At 70.7% G+C, this 18,602-nt stretch carries 18 protein-coding genes; 9 read left to right on the top strand and 9 right to left on the bottom strand.

Annotation, left to right across the window (positions count from 1 at the left end; translation table 11 throughout):
- Positions 1-85: 85 nt before the first annotated feature.
- The 4 genes from G6R20_RS01820 to G6R20_RS01805 all read left to right on the top strand — a co-directional run bounded on the left by G6R20_RS01820 (position 86) and on the right by G6R20_RS01805 (position 4,615).
- Entirely contained in the window at positions 86-931 is an 846-nt protein-coding gene (locus G6R20_RS01820) for a PRC-barrel domain-containing protein (protein ID WP_163375419.1), read from the top strand.
- A 155-nt stretch (positions 932-1,086) separates the two neighbouring features.
- Positions 1,087-3,054 carry an acetate--CoA ligase gene (acs, locus tag G6R20_RS01815; RefSeq protein ID WP_119193268.1) on the top strand — a complete coding sequence of 656 codons (1,968 nt, stop codon included), beginning with the start codon at positions 1,087-1,089 and terminating at the stop codon, positions 3,052-3,054.
- Between the two features lie 80 nt (positions 3,055-3,134).
- The gene (locus tag G6R20_RS01810; RefSeq protein ID WP_067711418.1) at positions 3,135-3,650 is read left to right on the top strand and encodes a phage holin family protein; all 516 of its coding nucleotides are present in this window, start codon (positions 3,135-3,137) and stop codon (positions 3,648-3,650) included.
- Positions 3,644-4,615: an alpha/beta hydrolase gene (locus G6R20_RS01805; protein WP_346010027.1), complete on the top strand. Its 972-nt coding sequence runs from the start codon at positions 3,644-3,646 to the stop codon at positions 4,613-4,615. The genes G6R20_RS01810 and G6R20_RS01805 overlap by 7 nt, the downstream gene beginning before the upstream one ends.
- 40 nt (positions 4,616-4,655) lie before the next feature.
- On the opposite strand, the gene G6R20_RS01800 is transcribed toward G6R20_RS01805, so the two are convergent.
- Genes G6R20_RS01800 through nth form a run of 4 tightly spaced genes read right to left on the bottom strand, consistent with a single transcriptional unit; the run spans position 4,656 to position 8,276 of the window.
- The gene (locus G6R20_RS01800) at positions 4,656-5,855 is read right to left on the bottom strand and encodes a MarP family serine protease (protein ID WP_067711414.1); all 1,200 of its coding nucleotides are present in this window, start codon (positions 5,853-5,855) and stop codon (positions 4,656-4,658) included.
- Positions 5,852-6,823 carry a CoA pyrophosphatase gene (locus G6R20_RS01795; protein WP_240341229.1) on the bottom strand — a complete coding sequence of 324 codons (972 nt, stop codon included), beginning with the start codon at positions 6,821-6,823 and terminating at the stop codon, positions 5,852-5,854. Before G6R20_RS01795 ends, G6R20_RS01800 begins: the two co-directional genes overlap by 4 nt.
- On the bottom strand, positions 6,820-7,488 hold the full coding sequence (locus tag G6R20_RS01790; protein ID WP_163375418.1) for a redoxin family protein: 669 nt from the start codon (positions 7,486-7,488) through the stop codon (positions 6,820-6,822). Before G6R20_RS01790 ends, G6R20_RS01795 begins: the two co-directional genes overlap by 4 nt.
- Complete coding sequence (gene nth / locus G6R20_RS01785; RefSeq protein ID WP_240341228.1) at positions 7,485-8,276, bottom strand: endonuclease III; 792 nt, start codon at positions 8,274-8,276, stop codon at positions 7,485-7,487. The genes G6R20_RS01790 and nth overlap by 4 nt, the downstream gene beginning before the upstream one ends.
- A 324-nt stretch (positions 8,277-8,600) precedes the next feature.
- Here nth and G6R20_RS01780 point away from each other — a divergent pair, with 324 nt between their 5' ends.
- Positions 8,601-9,305 (top strand): Crp/Fnr family transcriptional regulator, encoded by a 705-nt coding sequence (locus G6R20_RS01780; RefSeq protein WP_096906152.1) that lies wholly within the window; start codon positions 8,601-8,603, stop codon positions 9,303-9,305.
- Positions 9,306-9,455: 150 nt separating this feature from the next.
- Here G6R20_RS01780 and G6R20_RS01775 read toward each other — a convergent pair whose 3' ends face one another.
- From G6R20_RS01775 to G6R20_RS01760, 4 genes are all read right to left on the bottom strand, one after another.
- Positions 9,456-10,430 carry a hypothetical protein gene (locus G6R20_RS01775; RefSeq protein ID WP_163375417.1) on the bottom strand — a complete coding sequence of 325 codons (975 nt, stop codon included), beginning with the start codon at positions 10,428-10,430 and terminating at the stop codon, positions 9,456-9,458.
- 275 nt (positions 10,431-10,705) lie between these two features.
- Positions 10,706-11,578, bottom strand: coding sequence for an MBL fold metallo-hydrolase (locus G6R20_RS01770; RefSeq protein ID WP_163375416.1), 873 nt, complete (start codon positions 11,576-11,578; stop codon positions 10,706-10,708).
- A gap of 5 nt (positions 11,579-11,583) precedes the next feature.
- On the bottom strand, positions 11,584-12,063 hold the full coding sequence (locus G6R20_RS01765) for a RidA family protein (RefSeq protein ID WP_096906155.1): 480 nt from the start codon (positions 12,061-12,063) through the stop codon (positions 11,584-11,586).
- Positions 12,063-12,233: a DUF4177 domain-containing protein gene (locus G6R20_RS01760; RefSeq protein WP_096906156.1), complete on the bottom strand. Its 171-nt coding sequence runs from the start codon at positions 12,231-12,233 to the stop codon at positions 12,063-12,065. The genes G6R20_RS01765 and G6R20_RS01760 overlap by 1 nt, the downstream gene beginning before the upstream one ends.
- 66 nt (positions 12,234-12,299) lie before the next feature.
- Between G6R20_RS01760 and G6R20_RS01755 the strand changes: the two genes are divergently transcribed.
- Together G6R20_RS01755 and G6R20_RS01750 are read left to right on the top strand one after the other, a co-directional pair.
- The gene (locus G6R20_RS01755; protein WP_096907367.1) at positions 12,300-13,355 is read left to right on the top strand and encodes an ArsA-related P-loop ATPase; all 1,056 of its coding nucleotides are present in this window, start codon (positions 12,300-12,302) and stop codon (positions 13,353-13,355) included.
- A gap of 1 nt (position 13,356) precedes the next feature.
- The gene (locus tag G6R20_RS01750; protein ID WP_067716252.1) at positions 13,357-14,466 is read left to right on the top strand and encodes an ArsA-related P-loop ATPase; all 1,110 of its coding nucleotides are present in this window, start codon (positions 13,357-13,359) and stop codon (positions 14,464-14,466) included.
- 89 nt (positions 14,467-14,555) lie between these two features.
- Here the strand turns inward: G6R20_RS01750 and G6R20_RS01745 are convergent, their stop codons facing one another.
- Entirely contained in the window at positions 14,556-14,933 is a 378-nt protein-coding gene (locus G6R20_RS01745) for a WhiB family transcriptional regulator (protein ID WP_187352252.1), read from the bottom strand.
- Positions 14,934-15,201: 268 nt separating this feature from the next.
- Between G6R20_RS01745 and G6R20_RS01740 the strand changes: the two genes are divergently transcribed.
- Both G6R20_RS01740 and G6R20_RS01735 read left to right on the top strand, forming a co-directional pair.
- Positions 15,202-17,583 carry a transglycosylase domain-containing protein gene (locus G6R20_RS01740; protein WP_163375693.1) on the top strand — a complete coding sequence of 794 codons (2,382 nt, stop codon included), beginning with the start codon at positions 15,202-15,204 and terminating at the stop codon, positions 17,581-17,583.
- Between the two features lie 28 nt (positions 17,584-17,611).
- Positions 17,612-18,595 carry a metallophosphoesterase gene (locus G6R20_RS01735; RefSeq protein WP_069389392.1) on the top strand — a complete coding sequence of 328 codons (984 nt, stop codon included), beginning with the start codon at positions 17,612-17,614 and terminating at the stop codon, positions 18,593-18,595.
- Positions 18,596-18,602: the final 7 nt, after the last annotated feature.

Here is an 18,602-nt window from a genome sequence, read left to right as displayed (position 1 = left end):
AACCGGTGTCGAGCTGGTGTAATCAGCCCAATCCGTCGGGGCACGCGCCCGGCTCAGCCCCTACACCTCGATCCCGGAGGCCCTCGTGAATCTCAAGGACCAGCTCGACGCGCTGCTCGACGCGACCGCCTTCGACTCGACCGGGGCCAAGGTCGGCGCCGTGCGCCAGATCTACGTGGACGATGCCAGCGGCAAGGCCACGTTCGCGACCGTCGCCACCGGGATCTTCTCCGCCGACGCGATCGTCCCGCTCCACGGCGCGCGACTCCTCGACGACGAACTCCATGTCGACCACTCCCGCGCCGTCATCCGCGATTCCCCGCGCCCCGACAACACCGAGGACGCCCTCACGCCGGAGCAGGAGGCCAGGTTGCTGGAGTACTACGGCATCGAGACCCCCACGCGGCTTCGCGGAACCGCCGCGTCCGGGCCCGGGACGGCGACCGTGGAGTCGGCGCCGAGCGGCGGAAAGGAGCCGAGCGCGGGCGAGACGGCAGGCGCCGGGAAGGCCGAGGGCACCGGCAAGGCCGAGGGCACCGGCAAGGCCGAGGGCGTCGGCAAGACAGCCGTCGCCGACAAGACGGACACGCCGGCGGGTGCGGGCAAGGCGGACAGCGCCCGGACGACCAGCGGCACGCCGGCGAGCGGGGGCAGGGCCGCGGTCGGTGCCAGCGCAGAGGGAACGGGCACGTCGCCGGGCACCGGCGCGCCGCGCCGGCCGGCTACCCCACCCGCATCGACCGGGACCACGGCACCGACGGGCGCGACGTCGGAGAGCGGGAACGAGTCGACGACGACGAGCTCCGCGACCTCATCCTCGTCGACCGACACCCCGGAGCCCGCGAAGTCCTCCGGCCCGGGGCCCGCCACGCCCGCCGGGCCACCGTCCGACGGCGGCTCCACGAAGAGCGAGAACACCCCTCGCGAGTGAACGGGATCGGGCAGGCCTCCCCCGACCTCCCCCCGACGGGCGGGATCCCGAACACGGCGCGTCGCATGTGACTACGCTCACACATATCGGTCCGGTCGCTTCCGCCGTGACGATCCCGGCCGTCCGTGAAATCTGATCCCGAGAGAGAGCCGCTGATGACCGCTCCCGAGCACGACCAGTCCTTCGCTCCCGACCCCGACTTCGCCGCGCAGGCCAATGCGCAGGCCGACCTCTACGACAGCGCCTCGAGCGACCGTCTCGCCTTCTGGGAGGAGCAGGCTCGCCGACTCGACTGGGACACCGAGTGGACCGAGGTGCTGGACTGGTCCGACGCCCCGGTCGCCAAGTGGTTCGTGGGCGGCAAGCTCAACGTGGCCTACAACTGTGTCGACCGCCACGTGGAGGCCGGCAACGGCGATCGTGTGGCCATCCACTGGATCGGTGAGCCCGGCGACGACGCACGCGACATCACCTACGCCGAACTCAAGGACGAGGTCAGCCGGGCGGCCAACTACCTCAGCTCGCTCGGCCTCGTCGCCGGCGACCGCGTGGCCATCTACATGCCCCTGCTGCCCGAGGTCTACATCGCGATGCTCGCGTGTGCCCGCCTGGGCCTGACCCACTCCGTGGTGTTCGCCGGATTCTCACCGAACGCGCTGCGCTCCCGCATCGACGACGCGGAGGCCAAGCTCGTCATCACCGCCGACGGACAGTTCCGGCGCGGTAAGCCCGCACCGCTGAAGGCCGGGGTCGACGACGCGCTCTCCGGAAACGGCGTCGATGCCGACGGCGACGCCGAGTCCGTGCAGAACGTACTCGTGGTCCGCCGGACCGGTCTCGACGTGGACTGGACCGACGGCCGTGACGTCTGGTGGGACGAGGCGATGTCCGAGCAGTCCACCGAGCACACGCCGGAGGCCTTCGACTCGGAGCACCCGCTGTTCCTGCTGTACACCTCGGGCACGACCGGCAAACCCAAGGGCATCGTCCACACCTCGGGCGGGTACCTCACCCAGTCCGCGTACACCCACCACAACGTCTTCGACCACAAGCCCGGCGAGGACGTCTACTGGTGCACCGCGGACGTCGGCTGGGTCACCGGCCACACCTACGGCGTGTACGCCCCACTGGCCAACGGCGCCGAGTGCATCGTCTACGAGGGAACCCCCAACTCGCCCGACGAGCACCGCCACTTCCAGATCATCGAGAAGTACGGCGTCACGATCTACTACTCCGCGCCGACCCTGATCCGGACGTTCATGAAGTGGGGCAACGAGATCCCGGCCGCGCACGACCTGTCCTCAATCCGCCTGCTCGGTTCGGTCGGCGAGCCGATCAACCCGGAGGCGTGGCGCTGGTACCGCGAGAACATCGGCGGCGGCAAGGCTCCCATCGTCGACACCTGGTGGCAGACCGAGACCGGCGCGATCATGATCTCCCCGCTCCCGGGCGTCACCGAGACCAAGCCCGGTTCCGCCATGCGGCCGCTGCCCGGTATCGAGGTCGCCATCGTGGACGGCGACGCCAAGGAGGTCGCGACGGACGAGCAGGGCTTCCTCGTGATCACCGAGCCGTGGCCGGCCATGCTCCGCGGCATCTGGGGCGACATGGAGCGCTATCGCGACACCTACTGGTCCCGGTTCGCCGAGGAGGGCTACTACTTCGCCGGTGACGGCGCCAAGTGGGATGCCGACGGCGCCCTGTGGGTCCTCGGCCGCGTCGACGACGTCATGAACATCTCCGGTCACCGCATCTCGACCTCCGAGGTCGAATCGGCCCTCGTCGGCCACCGCGCGGTGGCCGAGGCCGCCGTCGTCGGTGCCAACGACGAGACCACCGGCCAGGCGATCGTCGCGTACGTGATCCTGCGGGGCAACGTGGACGCCGAGGAGGATCGTCAGAAGCTCATCGACGAGCTGCGGGCCGAGGTGTCGCGGGAGATCTCCCCGATCGCCAAGCCCCGCGACATCACGATCGTGCCCGAGCTGCCCAAGACGCGGTCCGGCAAGATCATGCGTCGCCTGCTCAAGGACATGGCCGAGGGCCGCGACGGCGGCGACACCTCGACCCTGTCGGATCCGACGATCATGGACCAGATCCGCGAGAAGGGCACGCGCGGCTGACGGGTAGCGGGTGAACACCGCCACGTGACGTGGCACGATGGACGACGGTGCATCCGTCGCCGGACTATGGAGGAACAACCGTGAGCCACGCCCAGGGAACGCACAAGCCGACCGAGGCCTCGATCCCCCTGCATGACGCTGACTCGATCGGCCGTGGCGACGCCAGTATCGGCACCCTGGTCAAGAACGCCACGACGCAGGTGTCGACACTGGTCCGTGCCGAGATCGAGCTGGCGAAGACCGAGGTCACCGAGCAGGTGAAGAAGGCCGCGACCGGGTCCGGCTTCTTCGTCGCGGCCCTCGTCCTGCTGCTGATGTCCTTCTTCCCGTTCGTGTTCATGTGGGCCAAGCTCATCTCGATGTGGTTCGGCACCAAGACCTGGGACTGGATGGGCTTCCTCATCGTGTTCGTCGTCCTGGTCCTGCTCGCGGCGGTGTTCGGGCTACTCGGCTACCGCAAGGTCAAAAAGATCCGGAAGCCGCAGCGCACCATCGACTCGGTGTCGGACCTGAAGCTGGCCATGCCCAAGGGCAACGAGCCCCGGCCCGGCACGGTGCGTGTCACCGAGACGCCCTTGCCCGCGTCGAAATCCTGAGAACTCCCGCTCACCGGCCGCCCGACCCGTCGATCGTCAGGATCGACGGGTCGTGGCGGCATCGTGACGTCTCGGCCAACGGCATCCGCCTGCACATCGCCGAGGCGCTGCCGGCCGACACCCCGCCGGGCCGACTCCCCCCTCTGGTCCTCCTGATCCACGGTCTCAGTGGAATCTGGTGGACGATGCGGGCGCCCATGCTCGCGCTGGCCGACGCCGGGTTCCATGCCGTTGCCGTCGATCTCCGGGGCCACGGCGACTCGGACAAGCCGCCGCGCGGTTACGACGGGTGGACCCTGGCCGCGGACATGACCAACCTCATCCGGGCCCTCGGTCACTCCTCGGCGGTGGTCGTCGGCCAGGGCGAGGGCGGATTCATCGCATGGACCGCCGCCTACCGCCGGCCACGCGCGGTGCGGGGCCTCGTCGTCGTCGGCTCTCCCCACCCGGTCGCCACCCGGCGCGCCGCACTGCTCGACCGCTCCCAACGTCGCGCGCTGGTGCCTCGCCTGCTCGCGGACCAGGCGCCGCGGTTGCCCGAGCGGCACCTCACCCGCGACGGCGCCGCAGTGGTCGAGGAGATGCTCCGCCGTCGATCCGGGCCCACGTGGCCCGACACGGAGGACTTCCGCGAATCCGCCGACCTGCTCAGGCGGTCCATGCTCATCCCGAAGGTCGCCCACCTGACCCTGGAGAGCCGCCGCTGGATGGTGCGGAGCCAGTTCCGTCCGGACGGCCGCGACTTCCGCCGCGCGGTCTCGGGCGTCCTGCCGCAGCCCGTGCTGGGGATCAGTGGGACCGAGGACCGGTTCATCCTGCCAGCCACCGTCCGCGCGTCCTCGGCGTGGGCGCGCGACTTCACCACCGAACTGGTCCCGGGGGCCGGGCACTATCCCGCGATGGAGGCCCCGGACGCCACGTCCCGGCTGATCGTGGACTTCGCGCGGCGCGTCACCCCGCTCTGAGCCGCCGGGACTCCGACCCGCCGACCGGGCCCCGCGGTGATCAGCTGGGCAGCCCCACGCACCGCCCCGTCGAGACCGACTCCTGCGCATCGACCGCGAGCTGGAGCTGCGGCAGCACCTGCTCCACGGTCAGCGCGTACCCGGTGTCCGCGGCGTCCATCGCGGCGCCGAACACCACGCCGGCGACCTGCCCCTGCGGGGTGACCAGCGGTCCGCCGGAATTGCCCTCGCGAACGGAGCCCCGCAGGATGTACACCTCGCGCTCGACGGTCTGCTCGCGGTAGATGTCCGGGCCGCGCAGGGTCACACGCTCGCGGATCCGCGCCGCGTCCGGACGGTAGGGCCCGTTGCCCGGGTAGCCCACGACGATCGCGTCGTCGCCGGTGCGGGCACGGTTCTCGGCGAAGGGAAGAACCGGAGCGTCCAGCCCGTCCACGCGCAGCACCGCGATATCCACGCGGGGGTCGTAGACCACCACCTCGGCGTCCAGCTCGTCATCACCGGACACCACGGTCGCCGACTCGGTGCCCGCCACGACGTGCGCGTTGGTCATCACGAGCCCCGGTGCGGCCACGAACCCCGACCCCTCCAGCGCGCGGCTGCAGGACTCGGCCCGGCCGCGGATCTTCAGCACGGACGGCTGTACGCGGGCCACCACCTCGGAGCCTGCGAGGACCGGATCGGGCGGTGGGACCTCCTGCATCGGGGTGGTGCCGAACGGTCCGAGGATGTCCGGGAATCCGGTGGTGCCGAGGACCGAGGTGAACGTCGCGGGGATCCGTTGCAGCTGTTCGGGGGCGACGTCGTCGATCTTGGCCAGCACGGACGACCCCCGCACCGCCTTGCCCAGCCCGGGTCCCTCCTGCGCGGCGATGGGCACCGCGACCAGCCAGGCCACGAGCAGCATGGCAGCGGACTGGAGGACGGCGCCCACCGTGCTGTCGAGGAGTCGTGCACCGGATCCGGCGATGTAGCGCCTGGCGGCGCGGCCGATCGTGACGCCGGCGACCTGCCCGATGATCACCATCACCGCGATGATCGCCAGCCCCGCGGACAGCCTGCCGAACGGCGAGTCGATCTCCCGCACGAGGTGCGGGGCCACCAGCAGGCCGGAGGTCGCGCCGATGCCCACCCCGAGCAACGCGAAGCCCGACGCGGCGGCCCCGTTGATCCAGCCCGAGATCGCCGCGGCCGCGGCGAGTGCGAACAGTGCAAGGTCGAGCCATTGCGAGCCCGTCACCGGTACCCCCTCCGAGGATTGTCCGCGGGCAGGTCGAGCGACTCCTCGCCGTCGGCGGGCTGCTCGCCGTCCCCGGCCAGCTCGCCGTCGGCGGCCGTGGCACCGGCGACGGCGCCGTCGGCGGCGCGCGCGCTCAGCCCGGGGACGCCGGCGACGGTGCGATCGGCCAGTGGGTCCGCGGATTCGCGGCGGGCCTCCTCGGCCGACATGCGGTGCTGCTCCCCGTTCGCGGACGCGGCCAGGGTCTTCTCGAGGTCCCGGATGTCGGACGTGTCCCAGTCCAGGTCCCATCCGGCGGAGTGGAACATCGCGGCGAGGATGCCGGCGGTGAAGCCCCACACGACGAGGTCGTCGTGCTGGAACGCCGGGCCGGTCCACCCGGTGGTGTGCCGGAGCAGGAATCGGTTGGCGGGATCGAGCAGCTCGTCGACCGGCACGGTCATCACGCGCGCGGTCTCCCCCGGGTCCACGACGTCGACCTCCATCGGCTCCCGCCAGTATCCGAGCACCGGTGCGACGGAGTAGTTCGAGACCGGGATGTACAGCTCTGGGAGCACCGCGAGCACGTCCACCCCGTGGGGGTCGAGGCCGGTCTCCTCCCACGCCTCACGCAGTGCGGCCTCCACCGGGCCGCTGTCCGTGTCGTCGACGCCGCCGCCGGGGAACGAGATCTGACCCGAGTGGCTGCGCAGCGTGGGGGCTCGGTGGGTGAGCAGGACGCGGGCATCGCTGGGCGGCTGGGGGCCGGGCGCGTCCTCCGAGCCGGAGAACAGCACCAGGACGGCGGCGTCGCGGTGCGGCCGGCCGACCTCGTTGGGACCGCGGTCCTCGGGCGGGCGCCGTCTCGGCAGCAACCCGTCGAAGCTGCCGTCGGTGCACGCCGTCATGAGGGGGTCCATCCAAGCGGGGTGCGGGACGCCGGTGACGTCGCCGGGCCGGGGCACGGGCCCGTTCGCGGGGTTGCTCACGCGGTCACCCCCAGGTGCTCGGCAACGGCGTCGAGCACGTCCTGCTCACTGTCCATGGGTTGGACCAGCACGTGCGCGACCGTCCCGTCGGCGCGGACGAACAGCGTCAGGGGCAGGACGGGAGGCGCGCCGAGCACGGTCGGCAGCTCCTCGTCCTGGTCCGAGACCGAGATCAGGTCCTCGATGCCCAGCGCGGCGAGGGTGTCGAACCCCTTGGTCTCGGACGGGTCGGTGTGCGAGAGCACCACCTTCACCTTGTCCCCGAGGGTGGCCTGCGCGTCACGGATGGCGGGCAGCTCACGGCGGCACGGTTCGCACCAGTAGGCCCACATGTTGACCACCATGGGCGTGCCGGCCTGGATCTTGCCGAGCGTGGTGGTGGAGCCGTCGCCCATGCAGCGCACCATCAGTCCGGCGACGGGGCCGGTGGTGGTGGCGGGCACGGCGCTGTCGCGGCAGGCGGGGAGCCCGGCCTCGGCGCGGACCGCGGGGTCCACGACGGTGCGCGGCTCGTCCGCGGGCGGGGCGCCCACGGGAGGTGCGGTGGGGGCGGCGGTCGGGTCGCCGGACCCGTCGTCGGTGTCACCGAACGTGGAGAGAAGTGCGACGACGACGCCGATCATCGCCACGAGAGCGACCAGCGACCACCGGGCTGAGGCGCTCACGCGTGGTCCCCCAGTCCTACCAGTTCCAGCAGGTGGTCGCGCTCGGGTCCCGCCACGAGGCGGGCGGCGGCGACCGGGTCGAGCGGGCCGGCCTCGCCCGCGGACGGGCAGTCGTCGGCCAGCACACACGCCCCACAGGCCGCGGTCCGGGCGTGGCACACCCGGCGACCGTGGAAGATGATCCGGTGGCTCGCGTCGGTCCAGGAGGCCCGCGGCAGCATGCGCGACACCTCGCGCTCGATGCGGACGGCGTCCGTGGCCTCAGTCCACTTCCAGCGGTTCACCAACCGGATGAAGTGGGTGTCGACCGGCAGGCCCGGGATCCCGAATGCGTTGCCCAACACCACGTTGGCCGTCTTCCGTCCGAATCCCGGGAGGGTGACCAGGTCCTCGAGCCGCTGCGGCACCTCGCCGTCGTACCTCTCCACGAGCGCCGCGCCCAGGCCCTGGATGCTCCGCGCCTTGTTGCGGTAGAAACCCGTCGGCCGGATGAACTCCTCCAGCTCCTCACGGTCCGCCCCCGCGTAGTCGGCGGCGGTCCGGTAGCGCGCGAACAGTGCCGGCGTGACCTCGTTGACCCGCTTGTCCGTGCACTGTGCGGACAGGATCGTCGCCACGCTCAGCTCGAGCGGATCGGTGAAGTCGAGCTCGCAGTAGACGTGCGGGAACGCCTCCTCGAGGCGACGGAGCATGCGTCTCGCGCGCCGGGTGCGCCCGAGGTCGGTCTCCACCCCCCTCGCGGCCACCCCTCGTCTGCGGCGCTTCACGGCTGGAGCTGGGTCGGGCATGAGTCCACAGTACGGCTCGGCGCCCCGACGGCGCGGAACCGCCGCCCCGGGTGCGTGTGCGTCCCGCGGTCCGGGGGTGGATAATCGGACAGATGCAGGGAATCCTCGTCGTCCTGGTGCCGGTCCTCCTCGCCGGATTCGCACTACTCATGGACCGTTTCGAGAACGCGATCCTCGACGAACCCGAACAGATCGACGTCTGAACCATCCCGCTGATCGCGCGTCGCCACCACCTCCGACGCGCTTACGACTACAGTGGTTTTCGCCACACGCACGCCATGGCACGGACACGCATGTCCGCGCCCGAACGGAGGGTCACAGACTGTGACGATTGATCGCCGCACGGACCAGTCTGCCGACGACGTCCTCACCAGAGCCGGAATCTTCCAGGGCGTGGAGCCGGCAGCGGTCTCCGCCCTGCGTTCCGACCTGACCAGCGAGGAGTACTCGAAGGGTGACGTGATCATCCGCGAGGGCGAGCAGGGCGACAGCCTGTACATCGTCACCTCCGGCAAGGTGAAGCTCTCCCGGAAGGCCCCCGACGGTCGCGAGAACCTGCTCTCCATCCTCGGGCCGTCCGACATGTTCGGTGAGCTCTCCATCTTCGACCCCGGCCCGCGTACCTCGTCGGCCGTGTGTGTCACCGACGTGTCCGTGCAGGCCATGGACCGCTCGGCCCTCAAGCGCTGGATCGCCGAGCGTCCGGAGATCTCCGACCAGCTGCTGCGCGTGCTGGCCCGCCGCCTGCGCCGCACCAACAACAACCTCGCCGACCTCATCTTCACCGACGTGCCCGGCCGCGTGGCCAAGGCCCTGCTGCAGCTCGCGCAGCGCTTCGGCACGCAGGAGGGCGGCAACATCCGCGTGACGCACGACCTCACGCAGGAGGAGATCGCCCAGCTCGTCGGCGCCTCCCGCGAGACGGTGAACAAGGCGCTGGCCGAGTTCGCGCACCGCGGCTGGCTGCGGCTCGAGGGCAAGAGCGTCATCATCTCCGACACCGAGCGGCTGGCCCGCCGCGCCCGCTGACGCCCCAGCCCCGGCCCCGGCCCCGGCTGCAGACCCAGCCCCAGCCCCCGCCCCGAAATCCGCTACCCGTAATAGGGATCCGCTAGTCCAATCCGACCAGCCGATCCCTATTCCGAGTAGCGGATTCTTGGTTGCCGGCGGGCGACGCTCTTACGCCGCGCGGCCGAGTCCGAGTTGCTCCTGCCGACGCATCGCGTCCTTCACCCGCCGGACGATCACGTCCGGACGCCGCAGGTCATCCCATACCCAGCGAATCACCACGTAGCCGGCATCTTCCAGATCGCGCTGCCTCTGGCGTTCACGGCTCAGTGCTTCCCGTATCTCCTGCGGGCTGTTCCCGTATTTGCCGAAGCCGTCCGCCTCGCCGATGAGCCTCCATTCTCGCCAGTAGAAGTCCACGCGGAACCGCTTGCCGCTCCGGCCCGACAGCCACACCTGCATCTCGGGCTGCGGGAGACCCGCGAACACCAGGATCAGCCGTATCAACGATTCCAGAACCGATTCCGCCAACCCGCATGTCAGCTCCGGCAGCGCCCGCGCGCGCCCGACACCCGTGCGCCCCTTAGCCAGACCCGCCTCGTCCTGGAGCTCTGGGCGCGACAACATGCCTCGGCGGATGGCCTGATCGGCAGCAGCCACGCCGCTCTCCAGGCTCACCGTCCGTGCGACGTCGATGATCGTCCTGGCGGGAGAGGTCAACTGGATGCCGTCGACGAGTCTGGTCGCCCCCTCCACGGGCAGGGTGAAACACACGAGCGCCGAACTGCGCCGCGTTCCGCCGCCCTCGCGCGGCCGGGTGGCGGTGGGTCGGCCCAAGGGGATCCCGTGGAGCGGCAGCCCGTAGAGCGCGAGGGCGGAGCCGTGCGACATCACCGTCCCGGGTTCCACGGCGAGCGCGGCCGCCCGAGTTCGTTCGAGGAACTCCCGCTCCCTGAGGACGTAGTCGGGCCCGCTCCCGGCGGGCGCCGCTTCCGGCTCGTGGGCGTAGACGCCGGACCGCACCCGCCGTAGCGTTCCGGCGCCGATCCGCCTGTTGATCTCATCGTGGTCCAGGCCGCTGCGGGCGAGCTGCGCGAACGTCGAGAGAAAGGGACTGTCGTGGTCGTCTGTCTTTGATGCACCCATGTTCGGCAGTCTCGCCCACGCCGACACGCGCACTCCCGCCGTGACCTGCGATATGCAGGCAGCCTGTGGAGAAATCCTCCCTGTGGACAATCTCCCCCGCGTCCCCGCGCCCCCACCCGAATCCGCTAGCCGGAATCCGGATCGGCGACTCCAAGTGGACTAGCCGATCCCTATTCGGACTAGCCGATTTTCGCGAATGGTCGGACCCGGCGGGCGTTGCGGGCGGGTCAGGCGTCGCGGGCGGGGCGGGGCGGGCTGGTCAGGTCGCGGGCGGATCAGGCGTCGGCGGCGCCACCCGTGCCCCCCGTGTCCAGGCGGTCGAGGTAGCGCAGCGCGACCTTGGTGGACTGCTCGGCCACCTTGAGCAGGAACGGCGTCACGCCGCGGTAGATGTGCTGCGTGATCGCCTCGGCCGAGGCGTCGCGCCCCAACTCGGCCCGGGCGGCGATGATCTGGTCGAGTCGATCGCGCCGGTGCCGACCGAGTACCTGGGCCGCGCGGCCGGTGTTCTCCACGTCGGGCCCGTGCCCCGGGATGCCGATCACCCCGTCGGCCCGCGCCGCGAGGAGATCCATGCTGCCCAGGTAGTCACCGAGATCACCGTCGGTCGAGTCCAGCACCGTCGAATCCCGGCCGAGGATCGTGTCCCCGAGGACCACGCAGTCCGGCGGAGCAGTGAACCCGGTGCCCGCGGCCCGCACCTCGAGACTGATCGAGTCGGCCGTGTGCCCCGGGGTGCCGAGCACGATGATGTCCAGGCCGGCGGCGTGGATCACCTCGTCGTCGTCACCGCCCGTCACCAACGGCGCGGCGTCCCGGCAGAACCGCTCCTCCACGGCCCTGACGGGGGCGGAGGTGAATCCGCGCAGGTGATCGATGCCGTCGGTGTGGTCGCCGTGACGATGGGTGACGACGACGAGCTCGATCTCTCCCACGATGGCCGCGATCCGCTCGGCGTGCGCGAGGTCGTCGGGCCCGGGGTCCACCACCACGCAGGTGTGCGACCCCGGGGCCCGCAGGATGACGGTGTTGGTCCCTTCGAATGTCATCTCGGAGGGGTTGTCGCAGAGGATGACCCCGGACAGCTCCGTGACGGGTCGGAGGGTCTCGTACGCCGGGAAGGTGATCGGGGCCAGGCCTGCGGACATCGCGGCTATCCCTCGACCTCGACCACGAGCTCGACCTCGACGGGTGCGTTCAGCGGCAGCTCGGACACACCGACCGCCGACCGGGCGTGGACGCCGGCGTCGCCGAAGATCTCACCGAGCACGTCGGAGGCGCCGTTGAGGACACCCGGCTGCCCGCTGAAGCCGGGCGCGGAGGCGACGAACCCGACCACCTTGACGACCTTCACCACCGAATCGATCCCGACGAGCCCGTCGACGGCCGCCAGCGCGTTGAGGGCGCAGGTGCGGGCCAGCTCGGCGGCCTGCTCGGCGGTGACCTCGGCCCCCACCTTGCCCGTGGCCGCCAGGGCGCCGTCGACCATGGGCAACTGCCCGGAGGTGTACACGAACGCGCCGGTACGTACTGCCGGGACGTAGTTGGCGACCGGCGGGACGACCGTCGGCAGCTCCAGACCCAGCTGGTCGAGCTTGCGGGTCCAGTAGCCGGCGGTCTCGGTCTCGGGCATCAGAGCTGTCGCTTCATGTAGGCGACGTGCTGCTCACCCGTGGGACCGGGCAGAACGGAGACCAGCTCCCAGCCGTCGCCTCCCCACTGGTCGAGGATCTGCTTGGTGGCGTGCGTCAGCAGCGGGACCGTCACGTACTCGAACCGGGCTGCTCCAGTGGATTCGCTCATGTGCCCCACTCTAGGTAAGTCACGAGCGCCCCGCGCGCGGTGGTGTGAGCGCTTAGTGTGGAACGCATGCCGTCCACGATGAGTCCAGGTACGCGGTCGACACGATCGACCATCGCCGACGAGCTGTCCACCGGGTGGTCCGACAGCTCCGAACGGGCGGAGTTGCACTACGTCTCGGGGAAGGGCGGCACCGGCAAGACGACCGTCGCCACCTCCCTCGCACTGGCGCTGGCCTCCACCGGTAAGCGGGTCCTGCTGGTGGAGGTGGAGGAACGTCAGGGCATCGCCCGGATCTTCGACCGCGCCCCCCTGCCCTACCGCGAGGAACTCGTGGCCAGGGTCGACGGCGGCGGCAAGGTGTTCGCGCTGGCGATCGACATCGAGGCCGCGATGCTCGACTACCTCGACACCTTCTACCGCCTCGGGGTGGTGGGCAAGGTGATGAAGTCGGTCGGTGCGATCGAATTCGCGACCACGATCGCGCCCGGGCTCAAGGACGTCCTGCTCACCGGCAAGATCTATGAGGTCGTCGCGCGCGAGCACGCCAAGCGTGAGGTCGTCTACGACGCCGTGGTGGTCGACGCCCCGCCCACGGGCCGGATCGGCAAGTTCCTCGACGTCACCACCGCGATGGCAGACCTCGCCGGCGGGGGCGGGCCCATCCGCCGCCAGGCGGAGGCCGTGGCCGAGCTGGTCCACTCCACCCGCACGGTCGTGCACCTGGTGACGCTGTTGGAGTCACTGCCGGTGCAGGAGACCATCGAGGCGATCGCCGAACTCAAGAGCCATGGACTGCGGGTCGGCCAGGTGATCATCAACCGCGCGGAAACCCGTCACCTCGACGACGAGGCGCTGCGGCGGATCGCCGAGGAGGACATCGACGCCGAGGCGGTCGCGGACGGCCTCGACGCGACCGGCGTGGAGGTCGACGACGAGGGACTGCAGGGCCTGCTGGTGCAGGCGATCGAGCACGCCCGCGTGGCCCGCGGTCAACTTCGCGCCGGCGAGACGCTCACCTCCGCCGCCTGCCCCACCCTCGTGCTGCCGGCGCTGCCCAACGGGGTGGAGGTCGCGGACCTCTACGACCTCGCCTCCGCCCTCGTCGACCAGGGAGTCCACTGACATGACACGCCGCCTCGACATCACCGCCATGCTCACCGACCCCGCCACCCGGGTGGTGGTGTGCACCGGCGCCGGCGGCGTGGGCAAGACGACCACCGCCGCGGCGGTCGCCCTGCGGGCCGCCGAACTCGGCCGCGACACGGTCGTGTTGACCATCGACCCGGCCCGTCGCCTCGCGCAGGCCCTCGGCATCGACGAGTTGTCCAACGAACCCTCCCCCGTGGACCTCGGGCAGGAGAAATCCGCCGCCGGCGGGTCACTGCACGCGATGATGCTGGACATGCGCCGCACGTTCGACGAACTGGTGGTGGCCAACACCACGGAGGCCAAGGCCCGGGACATCCTGGACAACCGCTTCTACAAGACGATGGTCACCTCCTTCGCGGGGACCCAGGAGTACATGGCCATGGAGAAGTTGGGGCAGCTCCTCGACGACTCCGCGTGGGACCTCGTCGTCGTCGACACTCCCCCGTCGCGCAACGCACTGGACTTCCTCGACGCACCGCGCCGCCTCGGCGCGTTCCTCGACAGTCGGCTCATGCGGTTGCTCTCCACGCCCGGCCGCGGGGTCGGACGCCTGGTGACCGGCGCGATGAGCACCGCGATGCGCGGCGTGTCCACGGTGGTGGGGTCCTCGATGCTCAAGGACGCCTCCGAGATGGTGGTGGCGCTGGACTCCACGTTCGGCGGGTTCTCCACCCGCGCGTCCCGGACCCAGGCGATCCTGCGCCGCAAGGGCACGGAGTTCCTGGTGGTCTCCTCCGCGGAGCGGCCCGCCCTGCGCGAGGCCGCGTTCTTCGCCGAGCGACTGTCCGAGGAGAAGATGCCGCTGGCGGGGGTCGTGGTCAACCGCACCCATCCGCGACTGACCGACCTGAGCGCCGAACAGGCCTGCGCGGCCGCCGACCGCCTGGCCGGGGAGAACCCGGAGGCCGAGGCGGTGCTGCGCATCCACGCCGACCGGGCGGGCACCGCCAAGCAGGAGGTCCGACTGCTCGAGTCGTTCACCGACACCCACCCGGACGTGCGGATCGTCGGCGTGCCCTCACTGCCGTTCGAGATCTCCAACCTGGAGGCACTGCGGTCGGTGGGCGACCAACTCTGCGGCTGACGGATACGAGCGCGGCCCGCGGCGGGTGCCGCGGGCCGCGCTCGAGGTGTCCGGGCCTCGACTCGCCAGGACTCGGTAGACCTCAGGACTCAGTAGACCGCGGTGTGCCGCTCGATCTGCTGCGCGAAGAAGTCTGCCCAGGAACGGACCTCGGGGTGCTGCTTGAGCAGGGCGCGGCGCTGACGCTCGGTCATACCGCCCCAGACACCGAACTCGACGCGGTTGTCGAGTGCGTCGGCCCGGCACTGCAGGAGGACCGGGCAGTGCCGGCAGATGGACGCGGCCTTACGCTGCGCCGCGCCGCGGACGAACAGCTCGTCCGGATCGATGTCCTTGCACCGGGCCTGGGCCACCCATTCCTGGCGACCCTCCCCGATGATGATCTCCTCGGAGCCGAGGGGGTTGCCGGCACCGGGGCGGACCCCGTGGTCGGAGGAGTGGGTGGTCCCGGGGAGGGTGGACGTCATCGAAATACCCCTAGCGTGAGTGGAGTCGTGGACGGGTTCACCGCGCACGTCTCCGGCCTTCTGAGCCCGCCCGACGCGGCGGACTCACTGTGTCGGCGGGCGTTCGCACCTGGGATTCGTGTATCGCGATCCCATTCCGGTCCGATCCGTCCCGCGTTCCCCCATATTGTTACCGCAGTCACACAACAGAAGTAAAGAGTCGACACATGATCGCCGCGCGACGGGTGGTCCCGGAGGGGTGGTCACGTACCCTGTGCGTGTGTCGGCTATGAGTTCGCTGGGAAAGCTGGTCGCGACGTGTGTCGCCGCCGGGGTGGTCACGGCGGGGTCTCTGTTCCCGATCGCGGGGGCAGCGGGGCTGGCATCCAACAAGATGGCCGACACGTTGGCCGGGACGTCCGCGGACCTCATCAAGGGTGACCTGCCGTCGATCTCCACGGTGACCGACTCCGCCGGCGCCCCCATCGCGTGGCTGTACGACCAGCAGCGCGTGCCGGTGCCCAGCGAGGAGATCTCGCAGCAGATGAAGCTTGCGATCATCGCCATCGAGGACCGCCGGTTCGCGGACCACAACGGCGTCGACTGGCGGGGCACCGTCCGCGCGGCCCTGACCAACGCCACCTCCGGCGAGGTCGAGCAGGGCGCGTCGACGATCGACCAGCAGCTGGTCAAGAACTACCAGTTCCTCGTCTCCGCCGAGAACGACGCGGAGCGTCGCGCCGCGGTCGAGACCACGCCCGCGCGCAAGATCAAAGAGATCCGGATGGCGCTCACCCTCGACGGGGAGTTGAGCAAGGACGAGATCCTCACCAAGTACCTCAACCTGATCTCGTTCGGCAACGGCACGTTCGGCGTCCAGACCGCGGCACAGACCTACTTCGGCGTCGACGCCCGCGACCTCAGCGTCCCCCAGGCGGCGATGCTCGCGGGCATGGTGCAGTCCACCAGTCGGTTCGACCCGTACACCAACCCCGAGGGCACCACGCAGCGCCGCAACACCGTCATCGACACGATGGTCCAGACCGGCGCCATCACCCCGGCGGAGGGCGAGTCCTACGCGGCCGAACCGCTGGGTGTGCTCGAGCGACCGAACCCGCTGCCCCGGGGGTGCATCACCGCCGGTGACAGCGGATTCTTCTGCGACTACGTCCTCCAGTACCTCGAGGAGAACGGCCTGAGTCGGGACATGGTGGAGCAGGGCGGGTACACGATCCGCACCACCCTTGACGAGACCGTGCAGTCGAACGTCCAGCGCTCGGTCGACACGTACGGCAACCCGACCGCCCAGGGCGTAGCCGAGGTCATGAGCGTCGTCCGGCCCGGCAAGGACGCCCACAAGGTCGTCGCGATGGCCTCCAGTCGCCAGTACGGACTCGAACTGGGCGACAGCCAGACTGTGCAACCGCAGCCGTTCTCGCTGGTCGGTGACGGCGGGGGCTCGGTCTTCAAGGTCTTCACCGTCGCCGCCGCCATGGAGAAGGGCATGGGCACCAACACGAGGCTCCCGGTGCCGCGTCGCGTCCAGGTCTCCGGACTCGGCGCCGGTGGCGCCGCCGGGTGCCCGCCCGCACAGTACTGCGTGGAGAACGCCGGCTCGTACCCCTCTTCCTTGTCCGTGACCGACGCCCTCGCGCAGTCGCCCAACACGACGTTCGTGAATCTCATCAAGGACGTGGGCGTCTCGCCCACCGTCGACATGGCGGTCCGCCTCGGCATGCGTTCCTACGACCGTAAGGGCACCGCGCCCGGAGGCGACTCGATCAGCGAGTTCGTCAAGAAGAACAACCTCGGCTCGTTCACCCTCGGGCCCACCGCCGTCAACGCGCTGGAACTGTCCAACGTCGGCGCCACCATCGCCTCCGGCGGCGTCTGGTGTCCCCCCAGTCCCATCGAGTCGATCACCGACCGCACCGGCGCACCCGTCGAGCTGAACGAGCCGGAGTGCGAGCAGGTGGTCGAGGAAGGGCTCGCCGACACCCTCGCCGTCGCCATGTCCAAGGACCACGTGAGCGGCGGCACGGCGGCCGGCGCCGCATCGGGCGCCGGGTGGAGCCTGCCGATGTCCGGCAAGACGGGAACATCCGAGGCCAACCGGTCCTCCGCGTTCCTGGGCTTCACCAACAACTACGCGGCGGCCGTCTACGCGTTCAACGACGGCACCACCACCACCGAGCTGTGCACCAGCCCCCTGCGCCAGTGCTCGTACGGCAACCTCTTCGGTGGCCTCGAGCCGGCACAGACCTGGTTCTCGGCCTTCTCCCCGATCGCCGACATCTACGGCCCGCTCCGACTGCCCGCACCCGATCCCGCCTACCAGGCCGGGACCAGCGGGGCCGCCGCCCCGGACGTCGCGGGCATGAGCCAGTCCGCCGCGACGTCGCTGCTCACCAACGCCGGGTTCGTCGTCAACACGCAGTTCGTCTCCGGCACGGGCCGCCCGTACGGCACCGTCATCGGCGTCGACGGCAGCACCGGCATCCCCGGGTCCCAGCTCACCCTCCGCGTCTCCGACGGATCGGGCGGCGGCGGGGGCGGGGGCACCGGCGCGCAGGGGCAGGGCGCCTCCGGCCCGGGGGCGCCGGTCGGGGACGAACCCATCGTGCTCAACGTGCCGGGCCTGGCCCCCATCACCATCTCGCCGCCGCGGTGACCCCGCCCGGCGTCGGTAGTCTGGACTGATGTCACGCCCTTCACGCAAGACCCGGGTTTCGACGACCTCCCCCGCCCGCGCGGCGGCCGTCCTCGCCGGGGCGGTCGTGGCGGGAACCGTGTACGCCACGGGCTGGGAGCGCAACGCCTTCACGCTGCGCCGCCACTCCCTGCCGCTGCTCGCGCCCGGCTCGCGGCCCCTGACGATCCTCCACGTCTCGGACCTGCACATGATGCCCGGCCAGAAGCGTAAGCAGCAGTTCGTCAACTCGCTGGCGGAGTTGGAGCCCGACCTGGTCGTCAACACCGGCGACAACCTCTCCGACGCCCGGGCCGTGCCCTCCGTGGTCCAGGCCCTCGGGCCACTGCTCGACCGGCCCGGGGCGTTCGTGTTCGGCTCCAACGACTACTACGCCCCGGTCCCCAAGAGCCCGCTGCCGTACATCGGGATAGGCCGCCAGAAACACTCGGCCGTCCCGTTGCCGTGGCGGGATCTCAGGGCCGCCTTCACCGAGCGGGGCTGGGTCGACGCCACCCACCAGCGCGCCGAGATCGCGGTCGACGGCCGTAGCGTGCTCGTCGCCGGTGTCGACGACCCCCACATCGGACGGGACCACTACAACGAGATCGCCGGACCCGCCGGGCCCGCCTTCGACCTGCGGATCGGGTTGCTGCACTCCCCGGAGCCACGCGTGCTGGACCGGTTCGACGCCGACGGGTACGACCTCGCGCTCGCGGGGCACACCCACGGTGGTCAACTCTGCCTCCCCACCGGCGCGATCGTCACCAACTGCGGCATCGACCGCTCGCGGGCCCAGGGTCTGTCCGCGTGGGGCCGGAACCTGGTGCTGCACGTCTCCGCCGGCCTGGGCACCTCTCCGTACGTGCCGGTTCGGACGTTCTGCCGCCCGGAGGCGACCCTGCTGGAACTGGTCGCCGCCCCCGGTGGTGGCGGCGAGGGATCCGAGGTCCCGGTGACCCCGCAACGGGTGAAGGTGCCCCTGCCGGCCTGACCCGGTT

Origin of the sequence: Dietzia sp. Alg238-R159, assembly GCF_900537145.1 — a bacterium.
GTDB classification, from domain to species: Bacteria; Actinomycetota; Actinomycetes; order Mycobacteriales; family Mycobacteriaceae; genus Dietzia; species Dietzia kunjamensis.
The sequence above is the reverse complement of the archived record's forward strand: the minus strand, read 5'-3'. Positions and strand labels throughout refer to the sequence as shown.